The 21,998-nt window shown below is 59.9% G+C and carries 17 protein-coding genes and 1 pseudogene; 15 read left to right on the forward strand and 3 right to left on the reverse strand.

Annotated features, from left to right (window positions below; translation table 11 throughout):
* Positions 1 to 69: 69 nt before the first annotated feature.
* The 5 genes from DOU54_RS16155 to DOU54_RS16175 all read left to right on the forward strand — a co-directional run bounded on the left by DOU54_RS16155 (position 70) and on the right by DOU54_RS16175 (position 5,794).
* Positions 70 to 1,572, forward strand: a complete 1,503-nt coding sequence (locus DOU54_RS16155) for a sugar ABC transporter ATP-binding protein (RefSeq protein ID WP_006698672.1) — start codon at positions 70 to 72, stop codon at positions 1,570 to 1,572.
* Positions 1,562 to 2,539, forward strand: coding sequence for an ABC transporter permease (locus tag DOU54_RS16160; protein ID WP_004438211.1), 978 nt, complete (start codon positions 1,562 to 1,564; stop codon positions 2,537 to 2,539). Before DOU54_RS16155 ends, DOU54_RS16160 begins: the two co-directional genes overlap by 11 nt.
* 39 nt (positions 2,540 to 2,578) lie before the next feature.
* Positions 2,579 to 3,310, forward strand: coding sequence for an SDR family oxidoreductase (locus DOU54_RS16165; RefSeq protein WP_004438213.1), 732 nt, complete (start codon positions 2,579 to 2,581; stop codon positions 3,308 to 3,310).
* Positions 3,311 to 3,398: 88 nt separating this feature from the next.
* A complete protein-coding gene (locus DOU54_RS16170) occupies positions 3,399 to 5,009 on the forward strand; it encodes an FGGY-family carbohydrate kinase (protein WP_112636656.1) in 1,611 nt (536 codons plus the stop codon).
* 59 nt (positions 5,010 to 5,068) lie between these two features.
* On the forward strand, positions 5,069 to 5,794 hold the full coding sequence (locus DOU54_RS16175) for an SDR family oxidoreductase (RefSeq protein ID WP_037091203.1): 726 nt from the start codon (positions 5,069 to 5,071) through the stop codon (positions 5,792 to 5,794).
* Positions 5,795 to 5,898: 104 nt separating this feature from the next.
* Here the strand turns inward: DOU54_RS16175 and proP are convergent.
* A pseudogene (gene proP / locus DOU54_RS16180) lies at positions 5,899 to 7,418 on the reverse strand (glycine betaine/L-proline transporter ProP).
* Between the two features lie 166 nt (positions 7,419 to 7,584).
* Entirely contained in the window at positions 7,585 to 7,881 is a 297-nt protein-coding gene (locus DOU54_RS16185; RefSeq protein ID WP_004438228.1) for a PRC-barrel domain-containing protein, read from the reverse strand.
* 232 nt (positions 7,882 to 8,113) lie between these two features.
* Between DOU54_RS16185 and DOU54_RS16190 the strand changes: the two genes are divergently transcribed.
* The 4 genes from DOU54_RS16190 (at position 8,114) to DOU54_RS16205 (ending at position 13,018) form a co-directional block, all read left to right on the forward strand.
* Positions 8,114 to 8,953 carry an inositol monophosphatase family protein gene (locus DOU54_RS16190; RefSeq protein ID WP_072493685.1) on the forward strand — a complete coding sequence of 280 codons (840 nt, stop codon included), beginning with the start codon at positions 8,114 to 8,116 and terminating at the stop codon, positions 8,951 to 8,953.
* Between the two features lie 48 nt (positions 8,954 to 9,001).
* Positions 9,002 to 9,610, forward strand: a complete 609-nt coding sequence (locus DOU54_RS16195) for a dual specificity protein phosphatase family protein (RefSeq protein WP_113731630.1) — start codon at positions 9,002 to 9,004, stop codon at positions 9,608 to 9,610.
* Positions 9,604 to 11,289, forward strand: a complete 1,686-nt coding sequence (locus tag DOU54_RS16200; RefSeq protein ID WP_113731631.1) for a metallophosphoesterase family protein — start codon at positions 9,604 to 9,606, stop codon at positions 11,287 to 11,289. Before DOU54_RS16195 ends, DOU54_RS16200 begins: the two co-directional genes overlap by 7 nt.
* An 82-nt stretch (positions 11,290 to 11,371) precedes the next feature.
* Positions 11,372 to 13,018, forward strand: coding sequence for a Na/Pi cotransporter family protein (locus DOU54_RS16205; RefSeq protein WP_112636660.1), 1,647 nt, complete (start codon positions 11,372 to 11,374; stop codon positions 13,016 to 13,018).
* Here DOU54_RS16205 and DOU54_RS16210 read toward each other — a convergent pair.
* Complete coding sequence (locus DOU54_RS16210; protein WP_044459769.1) at positions 13,015 to 14,001, reverse strand: LacI family DNA-binding transcriptional regulator; 987 nt, start codon at positions 13,999 to 14,001, stop codon at positions 13,015 to 13,017. The genes DOU54_RS16205 and DOU54_RS16210 overlap by 4 nt on opposite strands.
* A 504-nt stretch (positions 14,002 to 14,505) precedes the next feature.
* Between DOU54_RS16210 and DOU54_RS16215 the strand changes: the two genes are divergently transcribed.
* The 6 genes from DOU54_RS16215 (at position 14,506) to DOU54_RS16240 (ending at position 21,961) form a co-directional block, all read left to right on the forward strand.
* Complete coding sequence (locus DOU54_RS16215) at positions 14,506 to 16,359, forward strand: ABC transporter permease (RefSeq protein ID WP_113731632.1); 1,854 nt, start codon at positions 14,506 to 14,508, stop codon at positions 16,357 to 16,359.
* The gene (locus DOU54_RS16220) at positions 16,359 to 17,492 is read left to right on the forward strand and encodes an ABC transporter ATP-binding protein (RefSeq protein ID WP_035208474.1); all 1,134 of its coding nucleotides are present in this window, start codon (positions 16,359 to 16,361) and stop codon (positions 17,490 to 17,492) included. The genes DOU54_RS16215 and DOU54_RS16220 overlap by 1 nt, the downstream gene beginning before the upstream one ends.
* 33 nt (positions 17,493 to 17,525) lie before the next feature.
* On the forward strand, positions 17,526 to 18,650 hold the full coding sequence (locus DOU54_RS16225; RefSeq protein WP_086132794.1) for an ABC transporter substrate-binding protein: 1,125 nt from the start codon (positions 17,526 to 17,528) through the stop codon (positions 18,648 to 18,650).
* A gap of 23 nt (positions 18,651 to 18,673) precedes the next feature.
* Complete coding sequence (locus tag DOU54_RS16230; RefSeq protein ID WP_100911609.1) at positions 18,674 to 19,813, forward strand: ABC transporter substrate-binding protein; 1,140 nt, start codon at positions 18,674 to 18,676, stop codon at positions 19,811 to 19,813.
* A gap of 83 nt (positions 19,814 to 19,896) precedes the next feature.
* Positions 19,897 to 20,985 carry an ABC transporter substrate-binding protein gene (locus DOU54_RS16235; RefSeq protein ID WP_193603384.1) on the forward strand — a complete coding sequence of 363 codons (1,089 nt, stop codon included), beginning with the start codon at positions 19,897 to 19,899 and terminating at the stop codon, positions 20,983 to 20,985.
* Between the two features lie 61 nt (positions 20,986 to 21,046).
* Entirely contained in the window at positions 21,047 to 21,961 is a 915-nt protein-coding gene (locus DOU54_RS16240) for an inositol monophosphatase family protein (protein ID WP_169692154.1), read from the forward strand.
* The last annotated feature ends 37 nt before the right edge of the window (positions 21,962 to 21,998 follow it).

Raw genomic sequence — 21,998 nt, forward strand, 5'->3', positions numbered from 1 at the left:
ACTCCTCCCAGGCTCCGTCCCCGCTTTATGCGGGGGCGGGGTTAAATCCCGACCATTGAGGAGGGTGAAATGCTGGAACTGAATGGAATAAGAAAAAGCTTTGGCAAGATCGAAGTCCTGCGCGGCGTCGACCTTGAGGCGCGCGCCGGCGAGGTGCATGCGCTTCTGGGCGAAAACGGCGCCGGCAAATCGACTCTTATGAAGATCCTGAGCGGCATCCTGCAGCCCTCGGAAGGAACGATCCGCATTGACGGCATGGATCGCCGCTTCGCCAATTACGATGAGGCGATTGCCGCCGGTGTCGGCATCGTGTTTCAGGAATTCAGCCTGATCCCTTATCTCAACGCCGTTGAAAACATGTTCCTTGCCCGCGAAATCCGCGGGCCGCTGCGCCTTCTGAACAAGGGCGCGATGCGCAAGCGCGCAGCCGAAATCATGGGCCGGCTCGCCGTGGATGTACCGCTCGACGTGCCGGTGCACCGCCTTTCCGTCGCCCAGCAGCAATTTGTCGAAATCGCCAAGGCCTTGTCACTGGATGCCCGCATTCTCGTGCTCGACGAGCCGACCGCCACGTTGACGCCTTCCGAGACCGAACATCTGTTCAAGGTCATGCGCGAACTGCGACGTCAGGGTGTCGCGATCATCTTCATTTCGCACCACCTCGAGGAAATATTCGAGATCTGCGACCGCATCACCGTCCTGCGCGATGGCGAGCTGATCGGCTCTTGCCTGACGTCGGAGGTCGACAATGACCGCCTGGTTGAAATGATGGTCGGCCGGCGCATCGAAGCCAGCTTCCCGCCGAAGCCGCAACTCGATCCTTCCGCCGCGAAGGTGATCGAAGTCGAGGAGCTGCAACTGAAGAAGGGCGGCCCTGTCTCGCGTTTCGCGCTGCGCAAGGGCGAAATTCTTGGTTTTGCCGGGCTCGTTGGCTCAGGCCGCACGGAAACAGTTCTCGCCATGCTCGGCGCGCATTCCGCGACGCGCCGCAAGATCAAGCTCGATGGTGTGGAGACGCGTTTTTCCGGCCCCGATGATGCGCTGATGCGCGGCATTGGCCTGCTGCCGGAAAGCCGCAAGGAAGAGGGCCTGATCACCAGCTTCTCCATCCTGCAGAATATCTCGCTCAACAATTACGGCAAATACCGCAAGGCGCACTGGTTCCTCGATCTCAAGAAGGAACTGGAGTACACGACAAAGGCCATGGCGCAGGTGCAGGTGAAGGCACAAGGGCCTTACGCCCGCGTCGACACGCTGTCCGGCGGCAACCAGCAGAAGATCGTTATCGCGCGCTGGCTGAACCACGACATGCGCGTGCTGATCTTCGATGAACCGACACGTGGCATCGATGTCGGAGCGAAGGCAGAAATCTATTCGCTGATGCGCGAATTTGCTGCCAGGGGCCATTCGATCATCATGATCTCCTCGGAACTGCCGGAAGTCATCGGCATGTCCGACAGGGTCTGCGTCTTCCGGTCCGGCGGCATCGTTGCCACGGTCGAGGGAGACGACATCAATTCAGAAACAATAATGACAAACGCCACCACCGGGAGAGTTGAACATGTCGCTTGATGCAAACACCGGCGTTGCCGCGAAAACGGGCGGTTTCAGTCTCAGTGCCATGCTGCGCTCGCCGCTCGCCCTGCCGCTGGCGGGTCTGATTGTCGTATCCATCCTGATGGGGCTTGCGAGCGACAATTTCTTCAGCCTCAACAACATCATGAACGTGTTGCGGCAGGTTTCCGTCGTTGGCATTCTGGCCGTCGGCATGACTTTCGTCATTCTGACCGGCGGTATCGACCTGTCGGTCGGCGCTGTCATGGCGCTTATCGGAACGCTTTCCGCTGGCCTGATGGTGAACACCGGCCTCTCGCCTGCAATTGCGCTGCCGGCCGGCCTGTTCATCGGTCTCGGCATCGGCATCTTCAACGGGGCGCTTGTCGCCTGGGGCAAGATGCCCGCCATCATCGTCACGCTCGCCACCATGGGCATGGCCCGTGGCCTTGGCCTTATCTATTCCGGCGGCTACCCCGTCAGCGGTATTCCGAGCTGGATTTCCTGGTTTGGTGTCGGCCGTATCGGTGTGGTTCCCGTCCCAGTCGTCATCATGGTGGTGATCTACGCCATCGCCTGGGTGCTGTTGCAGCGCACCGCTTTCGGCCGCCACGTCTATGCGCTCGGCGGAAACGAGCTGGCAGCCCGTCTTTCGGGCGTGAAGACCCAGCGCGTCAAGCTTGCCGTCTATGGCATCTCGGGCGTCACGGCAGCATTTGCGGCACTGATCCTCACCGGTCGCCTGATGAGCGGTCAGCCCAATGCCGGTGTCGGCTTCGAACTCGATGCCATCGCGGCCGTTGTTCTTGGCGGCACGGCGATTGCAGGCGGCAGGGGCCTCATTCTCGGCACGCTCATCGGCGCGGTGCTGCTCGGCATTCTTAATAACGGCCTCAACCTGATGGGCATCAACCCCTATCTGCAGGATGTCATCAAGGGCGGCATCATCCTGCTGGCCATCTATATCGGACGGGAATGGCGCTAAGCCGGCCCGGAAATATCTTCATAAACGCAGGAGAATTAAATGTCTGAATCGCTGCAAGGCAAGATTGCGGTCATCACCGGCGCCGCATCCGGCATCGGGCTTGCCACCACAGAAGCGCTGTTGGAACAGGGCGCGACCGTGGTCATGGTGGACTGGAACGAGAAGGCCCTCAATGATCTGGTTGCCAAGCTTGGCGACCGCGCCATCCCGCAGGTCACCAATCTGCTCGATGCCGACAGCTGCAACGCAATGATCCCTGAGATCCTCAAGAAGGTCGATCATATCGACATTCTCTATTGCAATGCCGGCACCTATATCGGCGGCGATCTCACCGAGACGACGCCGGAAGCCATCGACAAGATGCTCAATCTCAATGTCAACGCCGTCATGAAGAATGTTCATGCCGTCGTGCCGCACATGTCGGAGCGCAAGACGGGTGACATCATCGTCACCTGCTCGATTGCCGGCCACTTCCCGACCTATTGGGAACCGGTCTATTCGGGTTCGAAATGGGCGATCACCAGCTTCGTGCAGGGCATGCGCCGCCAGATGATCCCGCACGGCGTGCGCGTTGCGCAGGTCTCCCCTGGCCCGGTCGTTTCCGCACTGCTGGCCGATTGGCCGGAGGAAAACCTCCGAAAGGCCAAGGAATCCGGCAGCCTGATCGATGCGAGCGAAGTGGCCGATGCCGTCGTCTACATGCTGACACGCAAGCGCACCGTCACCATCCGCGACATGCTGGTCTTGCCGACCAACTTCGACCGCGTTTAAAAAATCCCTGGGCGGCGGAAAGACCGGACACGGTCCCGCCGCCCAACCCTTTCCAGCATCGGATGATCCCCTCCGAGGAGTATCGCAAATGGCTTCCTATCTTGTTGGCGTCGATGTCGGGACCGGCTCGGCGCGGGCCGGTGTCTTCGACGTCTCGGGCAAGCTCCTCGCCACCGCCAAGCGTCCGATCAGCATGCATCGCGAAGATGGCGGCATTGCCGAGCAATCGAGCGCGGAAGTGTGGCAGGCGGTTTGCGACAGCGTCCGGGAGAGCGTCTCACGCGCTGGTATCGATCCTGTCGATGTTGCCGGGATCGGTTTCGATGCCACCTGCTCACTCGTCGTTCGCGGGCCGGACGATGAGACCCTGCCGGTTGGCGCTGCCGATCATCCCGAACGCGATATCATCGTCTGGATGGATCACCGTGCCGTTGAACAGGCGGAGCGCATCAATGCCGGAGAACATGCGGTTCTTAAATATGTCGGTGGCCGCATCTCTCCCGAAATGCAGACGCCGAAGCTTTTGTGGCTTCGGGAAAATCTACCGGATGTCTATGCCCGTGCCGAACACTTCTTTGACCTGACGGATTTCCTCACTTGGAAAGCCTCCAGTGCACTTGATCGATCCGCCTGCACGGTCACCTGCAAATGGACCTATCTCGCCCACGAGAACCGATGGGATTCGGAATATTTCAACAATATTGGCCTTGGCGATCTGGCGGAACAGGGCTTCCGCCGCATCGGTGAAAGCGTCGTCCATCCGGGCACGGCGCTCGGCACCGGTCTGACGGAAGACGCCGCAAAGGCGATGGGGCTGGTGGCAGGCACCGCCGTTGCTGCGGGCCTGATTGATGCCCACGCCGGCGGCGTCGGTACGGTTGCTGCGGGTGGCGATGCTTCGAAATGCCTTGGTTATGTTTTCGGGACCTCGTCCTGTACCATGACGACGACAGCCGAACCCGCCTTCGTGCCTGGCGTCTGGGGGCCTTATTATTCGGCCATGGTTCCCGGTGCGTGGCTGAATGAGGGCGGCCAGTCTGCTGCCGGTGCGGCCATCGATTATCTGGTTCAGCTACATCCGGCAGTCCCCGAAGCGAAGGTGCTTGCCGAGAAGGATGGCAAAGCCTTGCCGGTCTGGCTTGCCGACCGCGCCCTCGGCCTTGCCGAATCCGCTTCCGCCGCAGCAAAGCTTGCAGAGGATTTTCATGTGGTGCCGGAATTTCTCGGCAACCGCGCACCCTTCGCCGATCCCCATGCCCGCGCGGTGGTTGCCGGGTATGGTATGGAAACCGGCGTGGATTCCCTTGTCGCGCTTTATGTGGCCGGGCTTCTCGGCCTTGGTTACGGGCTTCGTCAGATCATCGAAACGCAGGCCCGCAACGGCGCGCCGGTGGAAACCATCAGTGTCAGCGGCGGTGCGGGTGCCCACCCGCTTGCACGGCAGTTGCTGGCCGATGCGACCGGGCTTCCCGTCGAATTAACCGAATGCGAGGAGCCGGTCCTTCTCGGCTCCGCCATGTTGGGCGCCGTCGCCGCAGGGACTTATCCGGACCTGATGGCGGCGATGCCGGCAATGTCGCGTATTGGCAGCAGTGCAACGCCCGATCCTGATTTTCAGAGGGTTCACCAAGCGCGTTACGACGCGTTTCTGACGCTGCAGAATGCGGCCCGCGCCATTCGTTCCGCCAGCCATTCCTGAGCGCCGTCAAAAATAACTTAGATCATCCGGCCGCATTGGCCGCAAATAACGAGGATTCCATGCAGTTTTCCGGAAAATCCGTCATCATCACCGGCGCAGGCAAAGGCATCGGCCGCGCCTGCGCGCAGCTGATGGCCGCACGCGGTGCGGAGGTCGTGGCGATCAGCCGCACGCAGTCCGATCTCGACAGCCTCAGAAGCGAAATCGGCGGACGTTCGATCCGTGCCGATCTTGCCGACGTAGCCGCCACCCGCGCCGCCATGGCCGAAGCCGGCACCTGCGATTTCCTGATCAACAGCGCCGGCATCAACGTGCTGGAAAGTGTGCTTGACATGAGCGATGCAGGCTACGAGGCCGTGCTGGGCATCAATCTGCGCGCAGCCATCATCACCTGCCAGGAATTCGCCCGCGCCCGTGTTGCAAGGGGCGGCGGCGGCGCCATCGTCAACATCACCTCGATTGCAGGGCATCGCGGCTTTCAGGATCACCTGTGTTATGCGGCGTCCAAGGCCGGGCTTGAGGGCGCAACCCGCGTGCTTGCCAAGGAACTTGGCCCGCATGGTATTCGCGTCAATGCCGTCGCGCCCACCATCACACTCACTGAACTGGCTGCGGAAGCGTGGAACGATCCGGTCAAAAGCCAGCCTATGATGGTGCGTCATCCGCTCAACCGCTTCGCAGAAGCCGAAGAGGTGGCGCAGAGCATCGCGCTGCTGCTTTCCGATGACAGCAAGATGATTTCAGGCGCCGTATTGCCAGTGGACGGCGGCTTCCTCGCCGTTTGAGCGAAACAACAGCTGCTCTCGGCGCAGGCCGATTGAAACCTGAAAAAATCGATGCGCGGGGTGCGATACGCATTGCCCGCGCATTTCATCTATGGCGGATGGAGTTAGTTCAGGTCCGGGTGCCGGCCGACGAGCTGACTGCGTTTCGTCTGCAGAATTTCTTTCTGCTGTTCCAGTTTGAGAAGCTCTTCGTCAATCTCTTCAACGCTTTTTTCGATGTGCAGATATTGCGCGGCGAGAAGCGATTTCGCCTCCTTGCGGCTGGAGGCGTTGGGCGTATCGCCATAAAGAGGCCGGTTCGCCGTCTCTTTCAGGAAGAAAGTGGTGACAATGCCGAAGACAGCGGCGACCATGAGGTATAGGCCGGCATATAGATGTTGTCGGTCGCTTCCACCAGCCAGGCCGTGGCCGTTGGAGTCAGGCCGGCGACGATGATCGAGATGTTGAACGCGATCGCCAGGGCGCTATAGCGTATGCGCGCCGGAAACAGAGCGGGCAAGGTCGAGGCCATGATTCCGATCAGGCAGTTCAGCGCGACGGCAAGAATAAGCAAGCCGAAGAAAATCTGGACCACCTGCCCGCTGGCGATGAGATGGAAAGCCGGTAGCGAGAGAAAAAAGATCGCCGTGCTACCGACAGCGAGGAAAGGTTTGCGGCCTATCCGGTCGCTCAAAAGCCCGATGGCCGGCTGGACGAACAGCATACCCACCATGACGGCGATGATGATGAGGACGCCGTGATCCTCGCTGTAATTCAGCGTCTTTGACAGGTATGTGGGCATGTAAGTCAGCAGCATGTAGTAGGTGACATTGGTGACGAGAACCATGCCGATGCAGATTGCCAGCGAACGGAGATGTTTGCTGGTGATCTCCGCGATGGGGACCATGGGCCGTTCCTTCAGCGACTGACGGTCCTCCTCTTCAGCGCGGTGAAGGCGTTCGGTGAAAGCCGGCGTCTCCTCCGCGGCGTGGCGAAGATAAAGGCCGATCAGTCCGAGCGGAGCGGCAAGGAAGAACGGAATGCGCCAGCCCCAGTCGAGAAATTTCGCCTCGCCCATGGCGGTGCTGAGCAGCACCACCAGTCCCGCGCCAAGCACAAAACCGGCAATCGAGCCGAAATCGAGCCAGCTGCCGAGATAACCGCGTTTGCGGTCGGGCGCATATTCCGCCACGAAGATGGCCGCACCGGTATATTCTCCGCCCACGGAAAAGCCCTGAACGAGCTTGCAGAGCAGCAAGAGGATAGGGGCCCAGATGCCGATGGTCGCATAACCCGGAATAAGGCCGATGCAGAAGGTGCTGGCCGCCATGATGATAATGGTGAGAGAGAGGACTTTCTGCCTCCCGAACCTGTCGCCCATCGCCCCGAAGAAAACGCCACCTAGCGGACGAATGAGAAACGGAACCGAAAATGTCGCAAGTGCCGCCACTGTCTGAACGGCGGGGGCAGCCTCCGGAAAGAAGACCTTGCCAACGGCGTAAGCGACAAAGCCGTAAACACCGAAATCGAACCACTCCATGGCATTTCCGAGGGCGGCTGCCGTCACGGCTTTTTTGACCTTCTCGTCATCGATGACGGTCACGTCGTCAATGCTCAGCGGGCTGGCCTGAATCTGACTGTTCAATTGTTGTCCCCTTGAATGCCTTGCAACCATTTATTGCGCGACGTGAAAATGCGTGACATGCGCATGTGTTCCATTTGCAGGCGGAAGCGGTGCGGGGGGCGGGGTGTGCCCCAAAAAACGAACGCCCGGCAATGGCCGGGCGCTTGTGAAGTCTGGTGGGATGTATTCAGTGACGATGCTCGGGCATGTCCTTCAACTGATCCTTCGTCCATGAGGTCACCGCGTGGACATCACCGTCCTCATCGCGCATGAAATCGAGATCGCTGAGCGGAACTGCGACGGGCTTTGCGCCGATGCCGAGAAAGCCGCCGACATCGATGATCGCCGTGCTGCCGGCGCCGACGCCGTGTACGTGGTCAACCTTCCCGACCTTGTGGTCATCGGCGCCATAGACGGTCGCGCCTTCTAGAACCGACGGCGTCAGTTCGGTTTCAACCAGACGTACGTGATTGCTATGATCCATTTTTTCCTCCTGTCGTGGTTTACAGGAACAGAACTCCCGCGTTGCAGAACCGTTCCATTGGCTGTTGCTCGCAGTCATTGCGCTGCCTTGCGAACAGACCTGCAAGCTTCCGGAATGAACATGCCGATACTTTGTCATTCGATAGTCATGTTTGACCGAGAAAACCCTCTTGAAATTAATGAACGCGCGTGCAATATGAACACGCGTTCACTCAGAAGAAATGGTTTTGCGCATGGACTCGATGCCCTATCCGGATACATTGGCAGCTCGCGCGGAACTGTGCCGCAGCGTTATTTTATCCGCCGGCGAACTGGTGCTCAAAGGTTTTCAGGGTGAGGCGACACGAAGCTTCTCCATGAAGGGGCCGCAGGATTTTCTGACTGTGACCGATGCGGCTTCCGAGGCGCATATTCGCGGGGCGATCTCGGCTTGTTTCCCAGACGATAGTTTCTTTGGTGAAGAAGGCGGCGGTGAGATCGGCGATCGGGTTTGGGTCGTCGATCCCGTGGACGGCACCGCGAATTTCGCGCGTGGCATCCCGCATTTCTGCATCTCCATTGCTTATGTCGAAAAAGGGCGGACCGAAATCGGTGCGATCTATAATCCTGCGCTTGACGAGCTTTATTTCGCGCGTCGCGGTGAAGGAGCAACGCGCAACGGGCAGCCGATTCAAACCGCGGAAACGACGCGCTTTGATGCGTCATCGATCGAGATGGGCTGGTCGACCCGGATCGCGAATTCCACATATCTCGATATCGTCAGGAACCTGCTCGATATGGGCAGCAATGTTCGTCGTGCAGGCTCAGGAGCGCTGGCGCTTGCCTATGTGGCCGACGGTCGTTCCGACGCCTATCTCGAATTGCATATGAATTCATGGGATTGTCTTGCAGGCTTGCTACTCGTCAGCGAAGCTGGCGGCGATGTCTGCCCATTTCTGGAGATTGGCAGTCTTCGGGACGGCGGGCCTGTTCTGGCTGCGGCCCGCGGTGTTGCCAGAGGCGTCAGCCAGGCAGCGAATATACCCCTTGCCGAAAGGACGCCGTCGGACCGGCAGCGCGCCGCCTCGGCCTGATTTCAGGCGAACACCTGTTCGGGGTGTTCGCGCATGTGGAGGAATGAAATGGATGGACCCGTTTATGCCCGCCCGGCAATCAGCCTGATTGCGGAAGGGCTCGGTCCGCATAATGCCGCCCTTTACATCGGCGGCAGCGATGGTGCTGGCGACCGGGAGCTTCTGCGCCGGCACGGCATTACGACCGTCGTTAATTGCGCCGTCAATCTTGATATCAATCTCGTGCAGACGATGGCCGAAGAAGGCGACCGGCGGACTGTGGGTTATGGTGACATCCGCTATTACAAGCTTGGCCTGATCGACGGCGATGGCAGCCCTGACACCATGATGCTGGGCGCTTATTACATACTCGATGGCGCACTTCGCCAGACCATGCCGAAGCGGGAGACTTATCCCTTTGTCGATGGCGGCAATGTGCTTGTCAACTGCCGCAGCGGCCGCAGCCGTTCCGTCTCGCTGGTGGCGCTTTTCCTGCACAAGCAGCAGCCCGACCTCTATCCGACCCTCGACGATGCGCTGGCCGTGATCCGCACGAAACGGGAATTGCGGCCTGACGAATGGTTCGAGACGCCGAAACCGATGCTTTATGCCGCCGCCCGCCGTGCTTCCGAATGGATCGACTTGGTTGAGGGCAGAAAGATCGCGCAATCATGCTGACACATATGCTGCCTTCCGTTGCCGTCATTGCCGATGCGCATTTTCATGATACTTCAGCGGATTTCGGGTTTCCCGGCATCGAAATCGAAGGCGAGCGCATCACCATGCGCAGCTGGTCGGAAACGCGTGAATCCACCCGGGTTTTCAACGAGAGCGCGGATGCATTGCATGCGGCGCTGGAAGAGGTGCGCCAGCGTGGCATTCGCCATGTGGTGCTGCTCGGCGATTATACCGATGACGGCCAGCGGGTGACGACCGAAACGCTGAAGAGCATTCTGGAACGCCATCGCGATACCCATGGCACCGCTTTTTATGCGCTGCCCGGGAACCATGACATTTTCGGCCCTTGCGGCCGAAATCACACCAAGGAATTCCTGACGGAGAACGGCAAAGGCGTCCTGGTTTCCAGCGATGCGCGCCGCACCGGGGAAGGGGTCGTCATAACCGACCGCATGTACTGCGAAGGTTATCCCGCCGGCCTCGATCCGATGGGGGCTTTCGGTTATTTCCGCCAGCCGGATTATCTGCATTGGGAGACGCCCTTCGGCGCGTCCGACGCGCCGGAAGACCGGCTCTACGACGTGCGCTCTCCCGATGGGCGGAATATCTATCGCTTGATGGACGCCTCCTATCTTGTCGAGCCGGAAGAGGGCCTCTGGCTCCTGATGATCGATGCGAATATTTTCGAGCCGCGCGACGGTGTCTTTCAGCGAGGTGAGGAAGCCGCCTTTACCGACAGCACTTCGGGTGGCTGGAACGCGCTCCTGCGTTGCAAGCCCTTCATCATTGACTGGATTGCCGACGTGCGCCAAAGGGCGGAGCTGCTCGGCAAGACCTTGCTGGGCTTTTCCCATTATCCGGTGCTCGATCCCTTCGACGGAGCAAGCCGTGCCGAAGGTGCCCTGTTCGGTGAAACCAATGTCGTGCGCCGTACGCCACGCAAAGCGGTGGAAGACGCGCTGGTACGGGCTGGGTTAACCGTCCATTTCAGCGGGCACCTGCATGTCGAGGGCGTGACGCAGGGTGGGAAGGGTGATAGGTCGCTCACCAATATTGCCGTCCCTTCGCTCGTCGCCTTTCCTCCCGGATTCAAGGTCATCCATCCAGCCCGGCAGGACATCAGCGTGGAAACGGTGGAAATGACCGCTCTGCCGGTCAATGACCGTATTTGCCAGGGTTACGCGCAGGAGACGGTACTGGCAGGTGAAGAGGACGACCCGTCTTTTGCAGCCGGTGATTATGGTGGGTTCCTGCTTGGCCACAAGCGGGCGCTGATCAGACATCGCTATTTCAGCAAGGAATGGCCGGCAGAGGTCGTTGCGGCAATCTCCGACAAAACCGTGCAGGAGGTTCTCCTCCTGCTTGGGCAGGATGGCCACGAACTGTCTGATGGACTTGCGCTGTCATTCGAATTGCCCATGTTCGAGCTGATTGCCGACTGGTATTGCCTGCGACAGGCGGCGGGTCTAGCCCTGCCGCATATCCCGCATGAGCGGCTCTGTCTCTATCGGAAATTGGCGCAGCGTTTCGGCCGCGCGCCGGATCGTCACGACCGGTCCGTCAGGAGTTTTATCGAAATCTTCCTCGGAGCGCTCGGCCTGTTTCTTGAGCGTGCAGAAAGCAGCCCGCGTGACATTACGCTTCGGCTCGGGTCGCAGCGTGACCGCGTTGCAGTTTGATCCGACGATTTGCGGAAGGGGCGGTCTATCATGGCTGGGTTGATTGCTGTCCGACCACCGGGACGGCAGGCGGGGTGATTGAATGGAATCGGTCGTTGTCGGCATCAACCTGTTCGGCGCCGTGGCTTTGCTGCTTTTCGGGCTTGCGCAGATAAAGGATGGCATGTCACGCGCCTTTGGTGCGAGGCTCCGCATCGGTCTGGCCGCCGGCACGCGCGGCCAGTATCGCTCCTTCTTCGCTGGTCTCGTGGCGACAATCGCCTTGCAGAGTTCCACTGCCACCGCGCTGATGGTCGCCTCTTTCGTCGAGAAGGACCTCATCGCGCCGGCCATGGCGCAGATCGTCCTGCTCGGCGCCAATGTCGGAACTGCGATGACGGCGTGGATTGTCGCTCTCGGGCTTGGCTGGCTGTCACCGTTGCTCATCCTTGCCGGTGTCATCCTGTCGCGTGGCAAATCGGTGCAGCGGCAGGGAGGCGGGGCGGCGGTGGCAGGTGTCGGTCTCATGCTGCTGTCCCTTCATCTTCTCTCGGCTGCAACTGATCCCATCAGGCAGTCGCCAGCACTGGGTCTCTTTATCGGCATGCTCGGTGATGCCTGGCCTGTGGCGCTGATCTTCTCCGCCGTCCTTGCTGTTCTTGCCTCCTCCAGTCTCGCCATCGTCGTTCTGATCCTGTCACTTGCCGCCAGCGGCGGCATGGAAACGAGCCTCGTGATCGTTCTGGTGCTCGGCGCCAATCTCGGTGGCGCGGTGCCGCCGGTACTGGCGACGCTGAAAGCCCCGATCGCGGCACGCCGGGTGACGGTGGGAAATCTCGTCGTCAGGGCCATCGGCTGCCTCGCTGCGCTGCCGCTCGCCGGATATGCCGCGGCCCTGCTGGACATGTCACCCTTTTCGCATGCGAATCTTGCTGTGGATGCGCATCTCGCCTTCAATTTTGCTGTTGCCGCCTTCGCGTGGCCGCTCTCGCCAGTGCTTCTGCGAGTAACGACGATGCTGCTGCCAGACAGAGAGAGCACCGAAAACAATCACAGCTATCTCGACAGTCACGATCTCGATCAACCGGTTGCGGCGCTTGCCGGCGCAAGCCGCGAGGTGCTGCTGGTCGGCGACCTGATCGAGCTTATGCTGCGGCAGGCGAGTGAGGCCATGCGGGATAGTGATGCCGCAAAGCTCAACGATATCAGCAGCCTGGAGGGCCGGGTCGACCGCCTGCAGCATGAAATCAAGGTTTATGTCTCGAAGGTCGGACAGAATGGCCTGGCCCGCAAGGACCAGCGCCGTGCGATGGATATTGTCGAATATGCCATCAATCTCGAACATATCGGCGATATCATCGAAAAAGGCATCCGTCCGGAGATTGCCAAGAAGATCGATCTCGGCCTCCGCTTTTCCGATGATGGGAAAAGTGAACTTGAGCGCCTTTTTGCCGTCACGCTCGATAATATCCGCATGGCACAGTCCGTTTTCGCCACTCGCAACGCCGATCTTGCCCGTCGGTTGGTGGAAGTGAAGGAAGATGTGCGGCGGCTGGAAAAACAATCGTCGGAAAGCCATCTCCAGCGCCTGCGCGACGGCCGGGTTGACAGCATTCAGACCAGTTCGGTGCATCTGGACATGTTGCGTGATCTCAAGCGCATCAACGCCCATCTTGCAGCCGTTGCCCACCCGATCCTCGATGAGAGCGGGCTGCTGATCGAAAGCCGGATCCGGCAGGCGGCGGGTTAGCGTGCGGTAATGCGCTCCACCATGGAAACGGGCACGACCTGGAGCCGCGTTTCCGGCTCGTCGCTGTCAAGAGCGGTCAGGACCTTCTCCGTCAACGCGTCGAAGGACTGGGCAACGGTCGTCAGCTGGTAGCTTTTCCAGCCCGCCTGCGGAATGTCGTCGAAGCCGACGATCGAGATGTCTTCCGGCACCCGGCGGCCCATTTCAAGACGCGCGGCGTCCATGAAGCCGAGCGCGAGCAGATCGGTCACGCAGAAAGCGCCATCGATGGACTTGTCCGCCAGCAATTCGCAGCCGGCCTGATAGCCGCTGTCATAGCTGGTCGGACCACCGGACCAAGGCACGACCTCGATACCTTCAACCGTCATGCGCTGGGTGAAGGCACCGGCGCGGCGCAGCTGAGCCGGCGTCTGGCTACCGCTGGAAACGACCGCGACTTTCCTGCATTTCGCCGCCACAAGCCGCATGGCGGCAAGATCGGCGCCATGGGAATCGTCGCTCAACACCATATTCGTGTCGGTGCGATCAAGACGCTGATTTATGAGAATGAGGCGCACGCCATTGGCGATGCATTCATCGACGATCGAAGCCGGCGGTTCGCCGGAAAGGACCACGATGGCCTGCGCGCGGAATTCGAAGAGAAGCTCGATCAGCGGCGCAATGTCCTTGCGGGCATCTGCCGCATTCAGCAACAGGCATTGCAAGCCCCGGCGCAGGAGGCCGATGCTGAGGAGATCGAGCTGTTTTGAAATAAATGGGGAGCTGAGATTGGCACCGACGACCCCGATGAGATTGGAGCGGTCGTTGTTGAGACCCTGCGCCAGACGGTTGACGCGGTAGCCGAGTTCCTGTGCGGCTTTCAGCACCTTGCGCCGGACGGCCTTCGATACGCTGCCGCCGGGTGTGAAGGTACGAGAGACGGCGGAGCGTGAAACCCCGGCCTTTTTCGCCACCTCTTCGGCCGTCACGAACCCTCTTGCCATCCGACTCCCCCGGTTCCGAAATCCAATGCCTGATATCACAGGCTACGGGATGTCGGCTATTCCAATTTCACCAGCACCCCGTCACCCTTGAGAAAAGCTCTCTGGCGTTTCAGGAAATATCCAATCCGTTCCACAGGCGTCGGGACAGGAAAAAAATTTCCTGCCCGGCGCTGTTCAAAAATTACAGTTTTGTGACAAAAACACGTTTGAAAACAAATAAATAACTTAATGATCACGTGTGCATTTTTTCATTGACAAAATGTCGTTTAAGACGGATCATGCATTCCAAGGTAGAGTGAGATATGGAATTTTTATTCCATAATCGCTTTGCTGGCGATGTTTTCGGGAGGAGCTGGGATCATCGTTGTGAGTGGGTGAATCGCCCGCTTCTGAAGCACTGATGCATTGCTGAAGGTTACGCACGCGCCGCCTGTTCTACGGGTCGCGCGAAGGCAGGTTTTTGCCGGCGCGTGAGGGCAAAGCGTGGCCATATGGGGATAGAGAATGGCTCTTTTAAGCGAATCGACGAAGGCGGAGGCGCTGGGAAGTCCCCCGACGACCGCGCCTTCGGCATGGCAGGCCTGGCGGTATCGTCTCAAGGTCGCACTCAGGGAGCCGACGACGCTGATCGGCGTTCTGACGGCTCTGCTTTTCACCTATCTGATCGTCGTTCCGATCATTTCGATCATTCTCGATGCCGTCCGCGTCCAGTTCGGCCACGAACGGCGCCTCGGCAAGGATGTCGGCGATCTCACGCTTTATTATCTCGACAGGGCGTTTTTTTCGCCCGTCGCATCGGATCTTTTCTGGCGTCCGCTCTTCAATACGTTGACCGTCGCATTCGGGGCGATTGCACTTTCGCTCGTCATCGGCACCGTTCTTGCCTGGCTTATCAGCAGAACGGACATGTTCGGCCGCCGCTGGTTCGCCACGGCCTTGATCGTGCCCTATATGCTGCCGGCCTGGACCTTCGCGCTCGCCTGGACGACGTTGTTTAAAAATCGCACGGTTGGCGGCCAGCCCGGCTGGTTCGAGGCGATAGGCTTCACGCCGCCGGACTGGGTGGCTTACGGGCGCTTCCCGATCACCATCATCCTTGCCCTGCATTACACGCCTTTCGTCATCCTGCTGTTCGGCTCGGCGCTTCGCCGCTTCGACTCGCAGCTTGAAGATTCCGCCCGCATTCTCGGTGCCCATCGTTATCAGGTCGCCTTGCAGGTCATCCTGCCGCTGATGCGCCCGGCGCTATTGTCCTCGATGGTGCTAATCTTTGCGAAATGCCTTGGCGAGTTCGGCGTGCCCTATGTTCTCGGGCTGCCCGTGAAGTTCGAGGTTCTCTCCACATCGCTGTTCCGCAGCATTGCGTCGCGCCAGACGGGCGTTGCCGGTGTCGTCGCGGCCTCGATCATGCTCATCGGCATCATCACGCTCATGATCGACGCCCGCCTCGTTCGCGAAGCCCGCCGTTTCGTGACCATTGGTTCGAAAGGCTCGATGAACAGGCAGAGCCGTCTCGGCAAGATGCGGCTTCCGGCGACGGGCTTCGCGGCTGCCATCTTCGTTCTCAGTGTCGGCCTGCCGCTTCTGACCCTGGCGCTCTCGACGGTCATGAAAATGCCGGCCCGCTTCACGTTCGACAACTTCACCCTCGATTACTGGATTGGCAGCAACCTCAACACCGTCGCCTTGCAGACCGGCGTGCTCCTGAGCCCCGACCTATGGGCTGCCGCAAAAAACACGATGATGATCGTCGGGCTTGCCTCGCTCACATCGGGCATTCTTGGCCTGCTCGTTGGTTATGTCGTCATCCGCACGCCGGTGCGTGCCCTGTCCGTCTACCTGCGACAGGTGACGTTCCTGCCCTATCTCGTGCCCGGCATTGCCTTTGCCGCCGCCTATCTGTCGCTCTTTGCCGTTCCGCGCGGGCCGATGCCGGCGCTCTATGGTACGGTGACGATCCTCATCCTGGCGCTGATCGCTGACCAGATGCCCTACGCTTCGCGAGCCGGCATTTCCGCCATGACGCAGCTTGGAAAGGACCCGGAAGAGGCTGCCCAGATCGCCGGTGCAGGTTGGTTCCGCCGCATGATCTCGATCGTCATCCCGATCCAGAAAGGATCGCTGGTGACCGGGGTTCTCCTGCCCTTCATTTCGGGCATCAAGGGTCTCAGCCTATTCGTGATCCTCGCCGTGCCGAGCACGGATGTTCTGACCACCTATTCGCTGCGGCTGGTCGACTACCACTACACGCAGGCTGCCAACGCCGTGGTGCTGATCATCGCCGCCATTGCCTATTTCGGCACGCTGTTTGCCCAGAAGCTGACCCGTACAAATCTTGCAGAAGGACTTGGAAGCTGATGCCTACCATCAACCTGCGCGGTGCGCAGAAAAACTACGGCGTGAATTCCGCGAATGCGGTTTCCGATCTCGATCTCGAAATCCGCGACGGCGAGTTCATGTGCCTGCTCGGGCCTTCCGGCTGCGGCAAGACCACCACGCTTCGCATGATAGCTGGCCTCGAAAACCTCTCGGGGGGAGAGATCCGCGTCGGCGACCGGGTGATCGATTCCGTGACCGAAGGCATTTTCGTGCCGCCGGAAAAACGTGAAATGGGCCTCGTTTTCCAGAGCTACGCGCTATGGCCGCATCTGACCATCGAGCGCAATACCGATTTCGGCCTGCGCCTGCGCAAGCTGCCGAAGGCCGAGCGTGAAGCCCGTGTCGAGCGCGTCATGCAGGCGCTTGACATCGCCAAATATCGCGACCGCTATCCGTCGCAGCTTTCCGGTGGTCAGCAGCAGCGTGTGGCGCTTGCCCGCATGCTCGCCGTCAATCCGGGCGTTCTGCTTCTCGATGAGCCGCTCTCCAATCTGGATGCCCGGCTGCGGCTTGAAATGCGCGCCGAGCTGAAGCGGCTGCACAAGGAATTCAAGACGACCATCGTCTTCGTGACGCATGACCAGTGGGAAGCCATGACACTTGCCACCACCATTGCCGTCATGAACGAAGGCACGCTGCAGCAGATGGGCACGCCGAACGATATCTACGACCGTCCGGCCAATCGTTTCGTCGCCGAATTCGTCGGCAGCCCGCCGATCAACATACTGACTTTCGGCCAGCCCGGGGTGTCGGACATAGCGGACAGGGCGGAAGCCTATTTCGCAACCCGTTATCCGCAACTGCGCGGCATTGCCTCGATCGGCATGCGGCCGGAAGCCATGGGTTATGTGATGAAGTCCGAGGATGTGCCGCAAGGCAGCTTCGCCGGCGAGATGACGGTGACCGGCGTGCTGCCGACAGGCGGCAGCTGGATTCTCGAACTCAGAAGCGAGAACCACACGCTGTTCCTGACCACCCACTCCCTGCCGCGTATCGACAGCGGCGACCGCGTGTTCTTTCACGTGCCGCCCGAAGCCCTTCACGCCTTCGATGCCAGGGGGCAGAGGATCACCGAGGCGGACGCCGTTCTGCGCCACAGCACCTACAACTGAAAACGCCGCCGAGACGGCTGAAGGAGAAGCAGGATGAAGCGGACAATAGCGGGCCTGAGCCGGCTCTTATGCGCAACGGCGATTGCCGCAACGCTTGGCGGCGTGGCGAAAGCGGGAGAGCCTTTCGACCTCAATGCCCTGATCGAGGCGGCGAAAAAGGAAAAACCGATCACCGTCTATGACAGCACGGGAAAGATCGTTGAAATGGCGAAGAACTTCGCCGCGAAATACGGTGTCGGCGCTGAGGGCGCGAAGGTGAAGGCCTCCGCCCAGCTGGAGATGATCATCCGCGAGGCGCGCGCCAACAATATTCAGGGTGACGTCTCGATCATCAGCGATGCGCCGGCCGCGATGGCGCAGCTTATTCCGCTCGGTTTTGTCGAAAGCTGGCTGCCGCCGGATATGGCCGGCAATATTCCGCCGGAGTATCAGGACCCGCTGACCGTCGTCACCAGCGCCAATGTCTGGGCTTATAATAGCGAACTCTTCGACAAATGCCCCGTTTCCAATATCTGGGAACTGACCGACCCGAAGTGGAAGGGGAAGGTGGCGATGCAGGATCCGCTCGGCAAGGCATCCTATGTCGACTGGTTCAACCAGATGGCCAGCCACGGCGACGGTGAAGTGAAAGCGGCCTATAAGGCGCTTTACGGCAAGGACCTCGAAACCGGGGAAAAGAGCGCGACGGCAGCCTGGGTGAAGGCGCTTGCCGCCAATGCTCCGCTTCTGACCGACGCCGATGCGGCTGCTGCCGAAGCCGTTGGTGCTCCCGGTCAGAAAGAACCCTTCATGGGCCTCATCAGCTCGGCCAAGTTCCGCGACAATGCCGAGAAGGGCACGAAACTCGGCCTCTGCAAGGAGCTGAAACCCTGGGTCGGCTGGCTCTATCCGGGCGTTGGGCTGATCACCAAGGGCACGAACAGCCCGAATGCGGCGAAGCTTTTCATTCACTACATCATGACTGCCGAAGGCATCGCGCCGCAGGCGATCGACGGCAAGATGTCGACCAACAGGGAGGTAAGTCTGCCCGCCGACGAGCCATCGGGTATTGGCGCCGTCCTCGATAACATCCTGCCCTACAGCATGGCGACCAGTCTTGAAGACTGGGATGCGCGTGAAACCTGGCAGGACTTCTGGCGTGTGAACTACAAAAAATAATGGGGGATCAACTCGTGACGATCATGGCTAGCAATAATAATGGCAACGAGCGCAGGCGGCGGGGGACCGCCTCCGCACTTTGCCTCGGCGTCTCGCTGGCACTTAGCGGGGCCGCGCATGCGCAGGAAGCCTTCAATCTCGATGAGCTCATCGCTGCCGCGAAGAAGGAAAAGCCGATTACGGTTTATGCGGTCACCGGTAAGATCGTGGATACCGCGCAGGCGTTTACGGCCAAGTATGGCGTGCAGGCCAGCGGCAAGAAGGTGAACGAGGCGACGCAGGTCGAGTTGATGATCCGCGAACATCGGGCTGGCAATGTCGTCGGCGATGTCAGCGTGGCCACGGATGTTGCCTCCGCCATGGGCGAGCTTCTGCCGGCAGGTATCGCTACCAGCTGGACGCCGCCTGATATCGAAGGCGATATTCCGCAGAAGCTGCGGGATCCGCTCGTGGTCGTCTCAGACCCGCATGTCTGGACCTACAATACCGAGAAATACGACACATGCCCGGTCACCAACATCTGGCAGCTAACGGAGCCGCGTTGGAAGGGCAAGCTTGCCATGCTCGATCTATTCGACAAACCGCTTTATGCCGACTGGTTCAACCAAATCGAAACCCACCACGATGCCGATGTCGCCAAAGCCTACGAGGACCTCTACGGCAAGAAGCTGGAAACGGGCGAAAAAAGCGCAACGGCTGCCTGGGTGAAAGCCTTTGCCGAAAATGCGCCGCTCTTGACGGATTCCAGTTCGGTGGCGGACGCTGCCGGTGCTCCGGGACAGACCGATCCCTTCTTCGTCATCACCTCGGTCGCGAAGTATCGTGACAATGAAGCCAAGGGGCTGAAGCTCGGTCTTTGCAGCGGTGTGAAGCCATTTTCCGGATTCCTCTATCCCGGTTTCGGCCTGATTGCCGGGCAAACGAAAAGCCCGAATGCCGCGAAACTCTTCCTGCATTATCTGATGACGGAAGAAGGCATCGCGCCACAGACCGCTGACGGCAAGCTTTCCGGCAATATGAAAATCGCCCTGCCGGCGGATGAGCCTTCGAGGGTCGCCGATCATCTCGATGAGCTGATGGCTTTCGACGCCGCAACGGCGGCCGACGATCTCGACAAGCGCGAAGGCTGGCAGGATTTCTGGCGTGTGAATTACAAAAAATAAACGGAAGGCGGGGTGCAAACCCGCCTGTCTTTTCCTTGGGAGGGGAAACGATGCGAAAAATGAAATTGAGGGCTGCCTCGGCCATGGCCGCAGGTGCAATGATTATAGGCGCTTCCGCTCTGGCCGCCGCGGCTGAAGAGCCCTTCGATCTCGACGCCGTCCTTGCGGCGGCAAAGCAGGAGAAGCCGATCAACATCTATGACAGCACCGGCAAGATCGTTGAGATGGCGGATAAATTCAGCGCCAAATACGGGCTGAAGGCGACGGGCGTAAAGGTCTCCGCCAATAGCCAGCTGGAGATGATCATCCGCGAAAGCCAGTCGAACAATGTGCAGGGGGATGTGGTGTTGATTACCGATGCGCCCTCTGCACTTGCCCAGCTTCTGCCGGCGGGTTTTGTGGAAAATTACCTGCCGGGCGACATGACCTCGAAAATTCCGGCGCAGTTTCAAAACCCACTGGCCATTTCCACCAACGCCAACGTCTGGGCGTATAATACCGAAGCCTATGACAAATGCCCGGTGACGAATATCTGGGAACTGACCGAGCCGAAATGGAAAGGCAAGGTCGCCATGGTCGATCCGCTCAGCAAGAGCACCTATACCGACTGGTTCAACCAGCTTGAAGCCCACGGTAATGAAAAGATAGCGGCGGCCTATAAGGCTCATTTCGGCAGGGAGACGGAGGAAAAGAGTGCGGCAGCTGCGTGGATAAAGGCGCTGGCTGCGAATGGCCCGCTCGCCACCGACGGCGACGACCCGGTTGCGGAAGCGGTCGGCGCGCCCGGCCAGAACCAGCCCTTCTTCGGCCTGCTAAGTTCAGCCAAATTTCGCGACAATGCCGACAAGGGCTACAAGCTCGGCCTCTGCACCGACCTCGATCCCTGGGTCGGCTGGACCTATATCAAGCTCGGCCTGATGGCCTCCAAGACCAAAAGCCCGAACACGGCCAAGCTCTTTATCCACTATATCCTGACGGAAGAGGGCATCGCCCCGCAGATGAAGGACGGTAAGCTGCCGACCAATACCGACATCAAGATGCCGGATGATGAGCCTTCGGGGCTGATGAAGGTTGCCGACCGGCTGATGGGATACAATTCTGCTACGGGTCTCGATGATTTCGATCGGCGCGAGGAGTGGCAGGATTTCTGGCGCGTCAACTACACGAAGTAATCCCGGCTGGCGCGGTCCTGGCCGCGCCGCCTCCTCCTTTTTGCGAATGAACGGAATGGACATGCCGATGCAGACCTCATTGAGCGAACGAAATCCTGGAGATGAGGGCGCTTTTTCCCGCTCCGTGCGGTTGATGAAAATCGCCGAAACAGCGGCGCGTGCCGTGCGCGATCCCCTGCTTGCGGCATTCCGATCGGATATGACGGTGGACTACAAGGTCGATCTCCATGATATCGTGACTATCCACGACAAGCGCGCCGAGGCCGCCATTCGCACCATCATTCTCGAACGGGAACCCAACTCGGCCATCATGGGTGAGGAGGGCGGCCAGATCGGTAGCGGTGAGGTGCAATGGTATGTCGACCCCATCGACGGCACGGCAAATTTCGCCCGCGGCCTTGCCTTCTGGTGCGTGTCCATTGCCGCCGTTATCGACGGGAAGGTTGTTGCCGGCGTGGTTTATGACCCTGTCGCGGAGCAGATGTTTTCGGCCGATGTCCAGGCCTCTTATCTGAACGGCGAAAGGCTGCGCTCGCGTAGCGTCTCGGACGAGACACGGGCGACGCTCATCACCGGCTATCCCGTCTCGCGCGATTTCCGGCTGGATGGGCGGGAAGCGGCGCTTGCCAATTTCGGTACTCTTACTGAGACCTTTTCTACATTGCGCCGGCCCGGCAGCGCTGCGCTCAGCATTGCTCACGTCGCGGCGGGCTGGACGGATGCGGCCGCTGGTTTCGGCGTCAACGCCTGGGATGTGGCAGCCGCCATCCTCATTCTCAAAAATGCCGGCGGCGCCTATGAACCTCTCACTCTTGGAAAGGTGGCGGAAGGCGCCGCCGAATTCCTTTGTCCGGGTTATATAGCCACGGGTGAGGGGGCCAACTATCCGACATTGCAGCGGGTGGCACGAGCCATATCCGCAAGCCGCAGCGCCAAGACGTCGGTGCAACACGGGCCAACCGCCGCAGAAAACTGAAAAAGCAAAGATATGATGGCTGCCGTACCGGTGCCGG

This window comes from Agrobacterium sp. MS2 (assembly GCF_003261015.1).
Classification (GTDB): domain Bacteria; phylum Pseudomonadota; class Alphaproteobacteria; order Rhizobiales; family Rhizobiaceae; genus Agrobacterium; species Agrobacterium pusense.

Excerpts from the sequence above, each read along its gene's own strand:
- DOU54_RS16155 (WP_006698672.1), top strand. The coding sequence starts at position 70 with ATGCTGGAACTGAATGGAATAAGAAAAAGCTTTGGCAAGATCGAAGTC.
- DOU54_RS16160 (WP_004438211.1), top strand. The coding sequence starts at position 1,562 with ATGTCGCTTGATGCAAACACCGGCGTTGCCGCGAAAACGGGCGGTTTC.
- DOU54_RS16165 (WP_004438213.1), top strand. The coding sequence starts at position 2,579 with ATGTCTGAATCGCTGCAAGGCAAGATTGCGGTCATCACCGGCGCCGCA.
- DOU54_RS16170 (WP_112636656.1), top strand. The coding sequence starts at position 3,399 with ATGGCTTCCTATCTTGTTGGCGTCGATGTCGGGACCGGCTCGGCGCGG.
- DOU54_RS16175 (WP_037091203.1), top strand. The coding sequence starts at position 5,069 with ATGCAGTTTTCCGGAAAATCCGTCATCATCACCGGCGCAGGCAAAGGC.
- DOU54_RS16185 (WP_004438228.1), bottom strand. The coding sequence starts at position 7,881 with ATGGATCATAGCAATCACGTACGTCTGGTTGAAACCGAACTGACGCCG.
- DOU54_RS16190 (WP_072493685.1), top strand. The coding sequence starts at position 8,114 with ATGGACTCGATGCCCTATCCGGATACATTGGCAGCTCGCGCGGAACTG.
- DOU54_RS16195 (WP_113731630.1), top strand. The coding sequence starts at position 9,002 with ATGGATGGACCCGTTTATGCCCGCCCGGCAATCAGCCTGATTGCGGAA.
- DOU54_RS16200 (WP_113731631.1), top strand. The coding sequence starts at position 9,604 with ATGCTGACACATATGCTGCCTTCCGTTGCCGTCATTGCCGATGCGCAT.
- DOU54_RS16205 (WP_112636660.1), top strand. The coding sequence starts at position 11,372 with ATGGAATCGGTCGTTGTCGGCATCAACCTGTTCGGCGCCGTGGCTTTG.
- DOU54_RS16210 (WP_044459769.1), bottom strand. The coding sequence starts at position 14,001 with ATGGCAAGAGGGTTCGTGACGGCCGAAGAGGTGGCGAAAAAGGCCGGG.
- DOU54_RS16215 (WP_113731632.1), top strand. The coding sequence starts at position 14,506 with ATGGCTCTTTTAAGCGAATCGACGAAGGCGGAGGCGCTGGGAAGTCCC.
- DOU54_RS16220 (WP_035208474.1), top strand. The coding sequence starts at position 16,359 with ATGCCTACCATCAACCTGCGCGGTGCGCAGAAAAACTACGGCGTGAAT.
- DOU54_RS16225 (WP_086132794.1), top strand. The coding sequence starts at position 17,526 with ATGAAGCGGACAATAGCGGGCCTGAGCCGGCTCTTATGCGCAACGGCG.
- DOU54_RS16230 (WP_100911609.1), top strand. The coding sequence starts at position 18,674 with ATGGCTAGCAATAATAATGGCAACGAGCGCAGGCGGCGGGGGACCGCC.
- DOU54_RS16235 (WP_193603384.1), top strand. The coding sequence starts at position 19,897 with ATGGCCGCAGGTGCAATGATTATAGGCGCTTCCGCTCTGGCCGCCGCG.
- DOU54_RS16240 (WP_169692154.1), top strand. The coding sequence starts at position 21,047 with ATGCCGATGCAGACCTCATTGAGCGAACGAAATCCTGGAGATGAGGGC.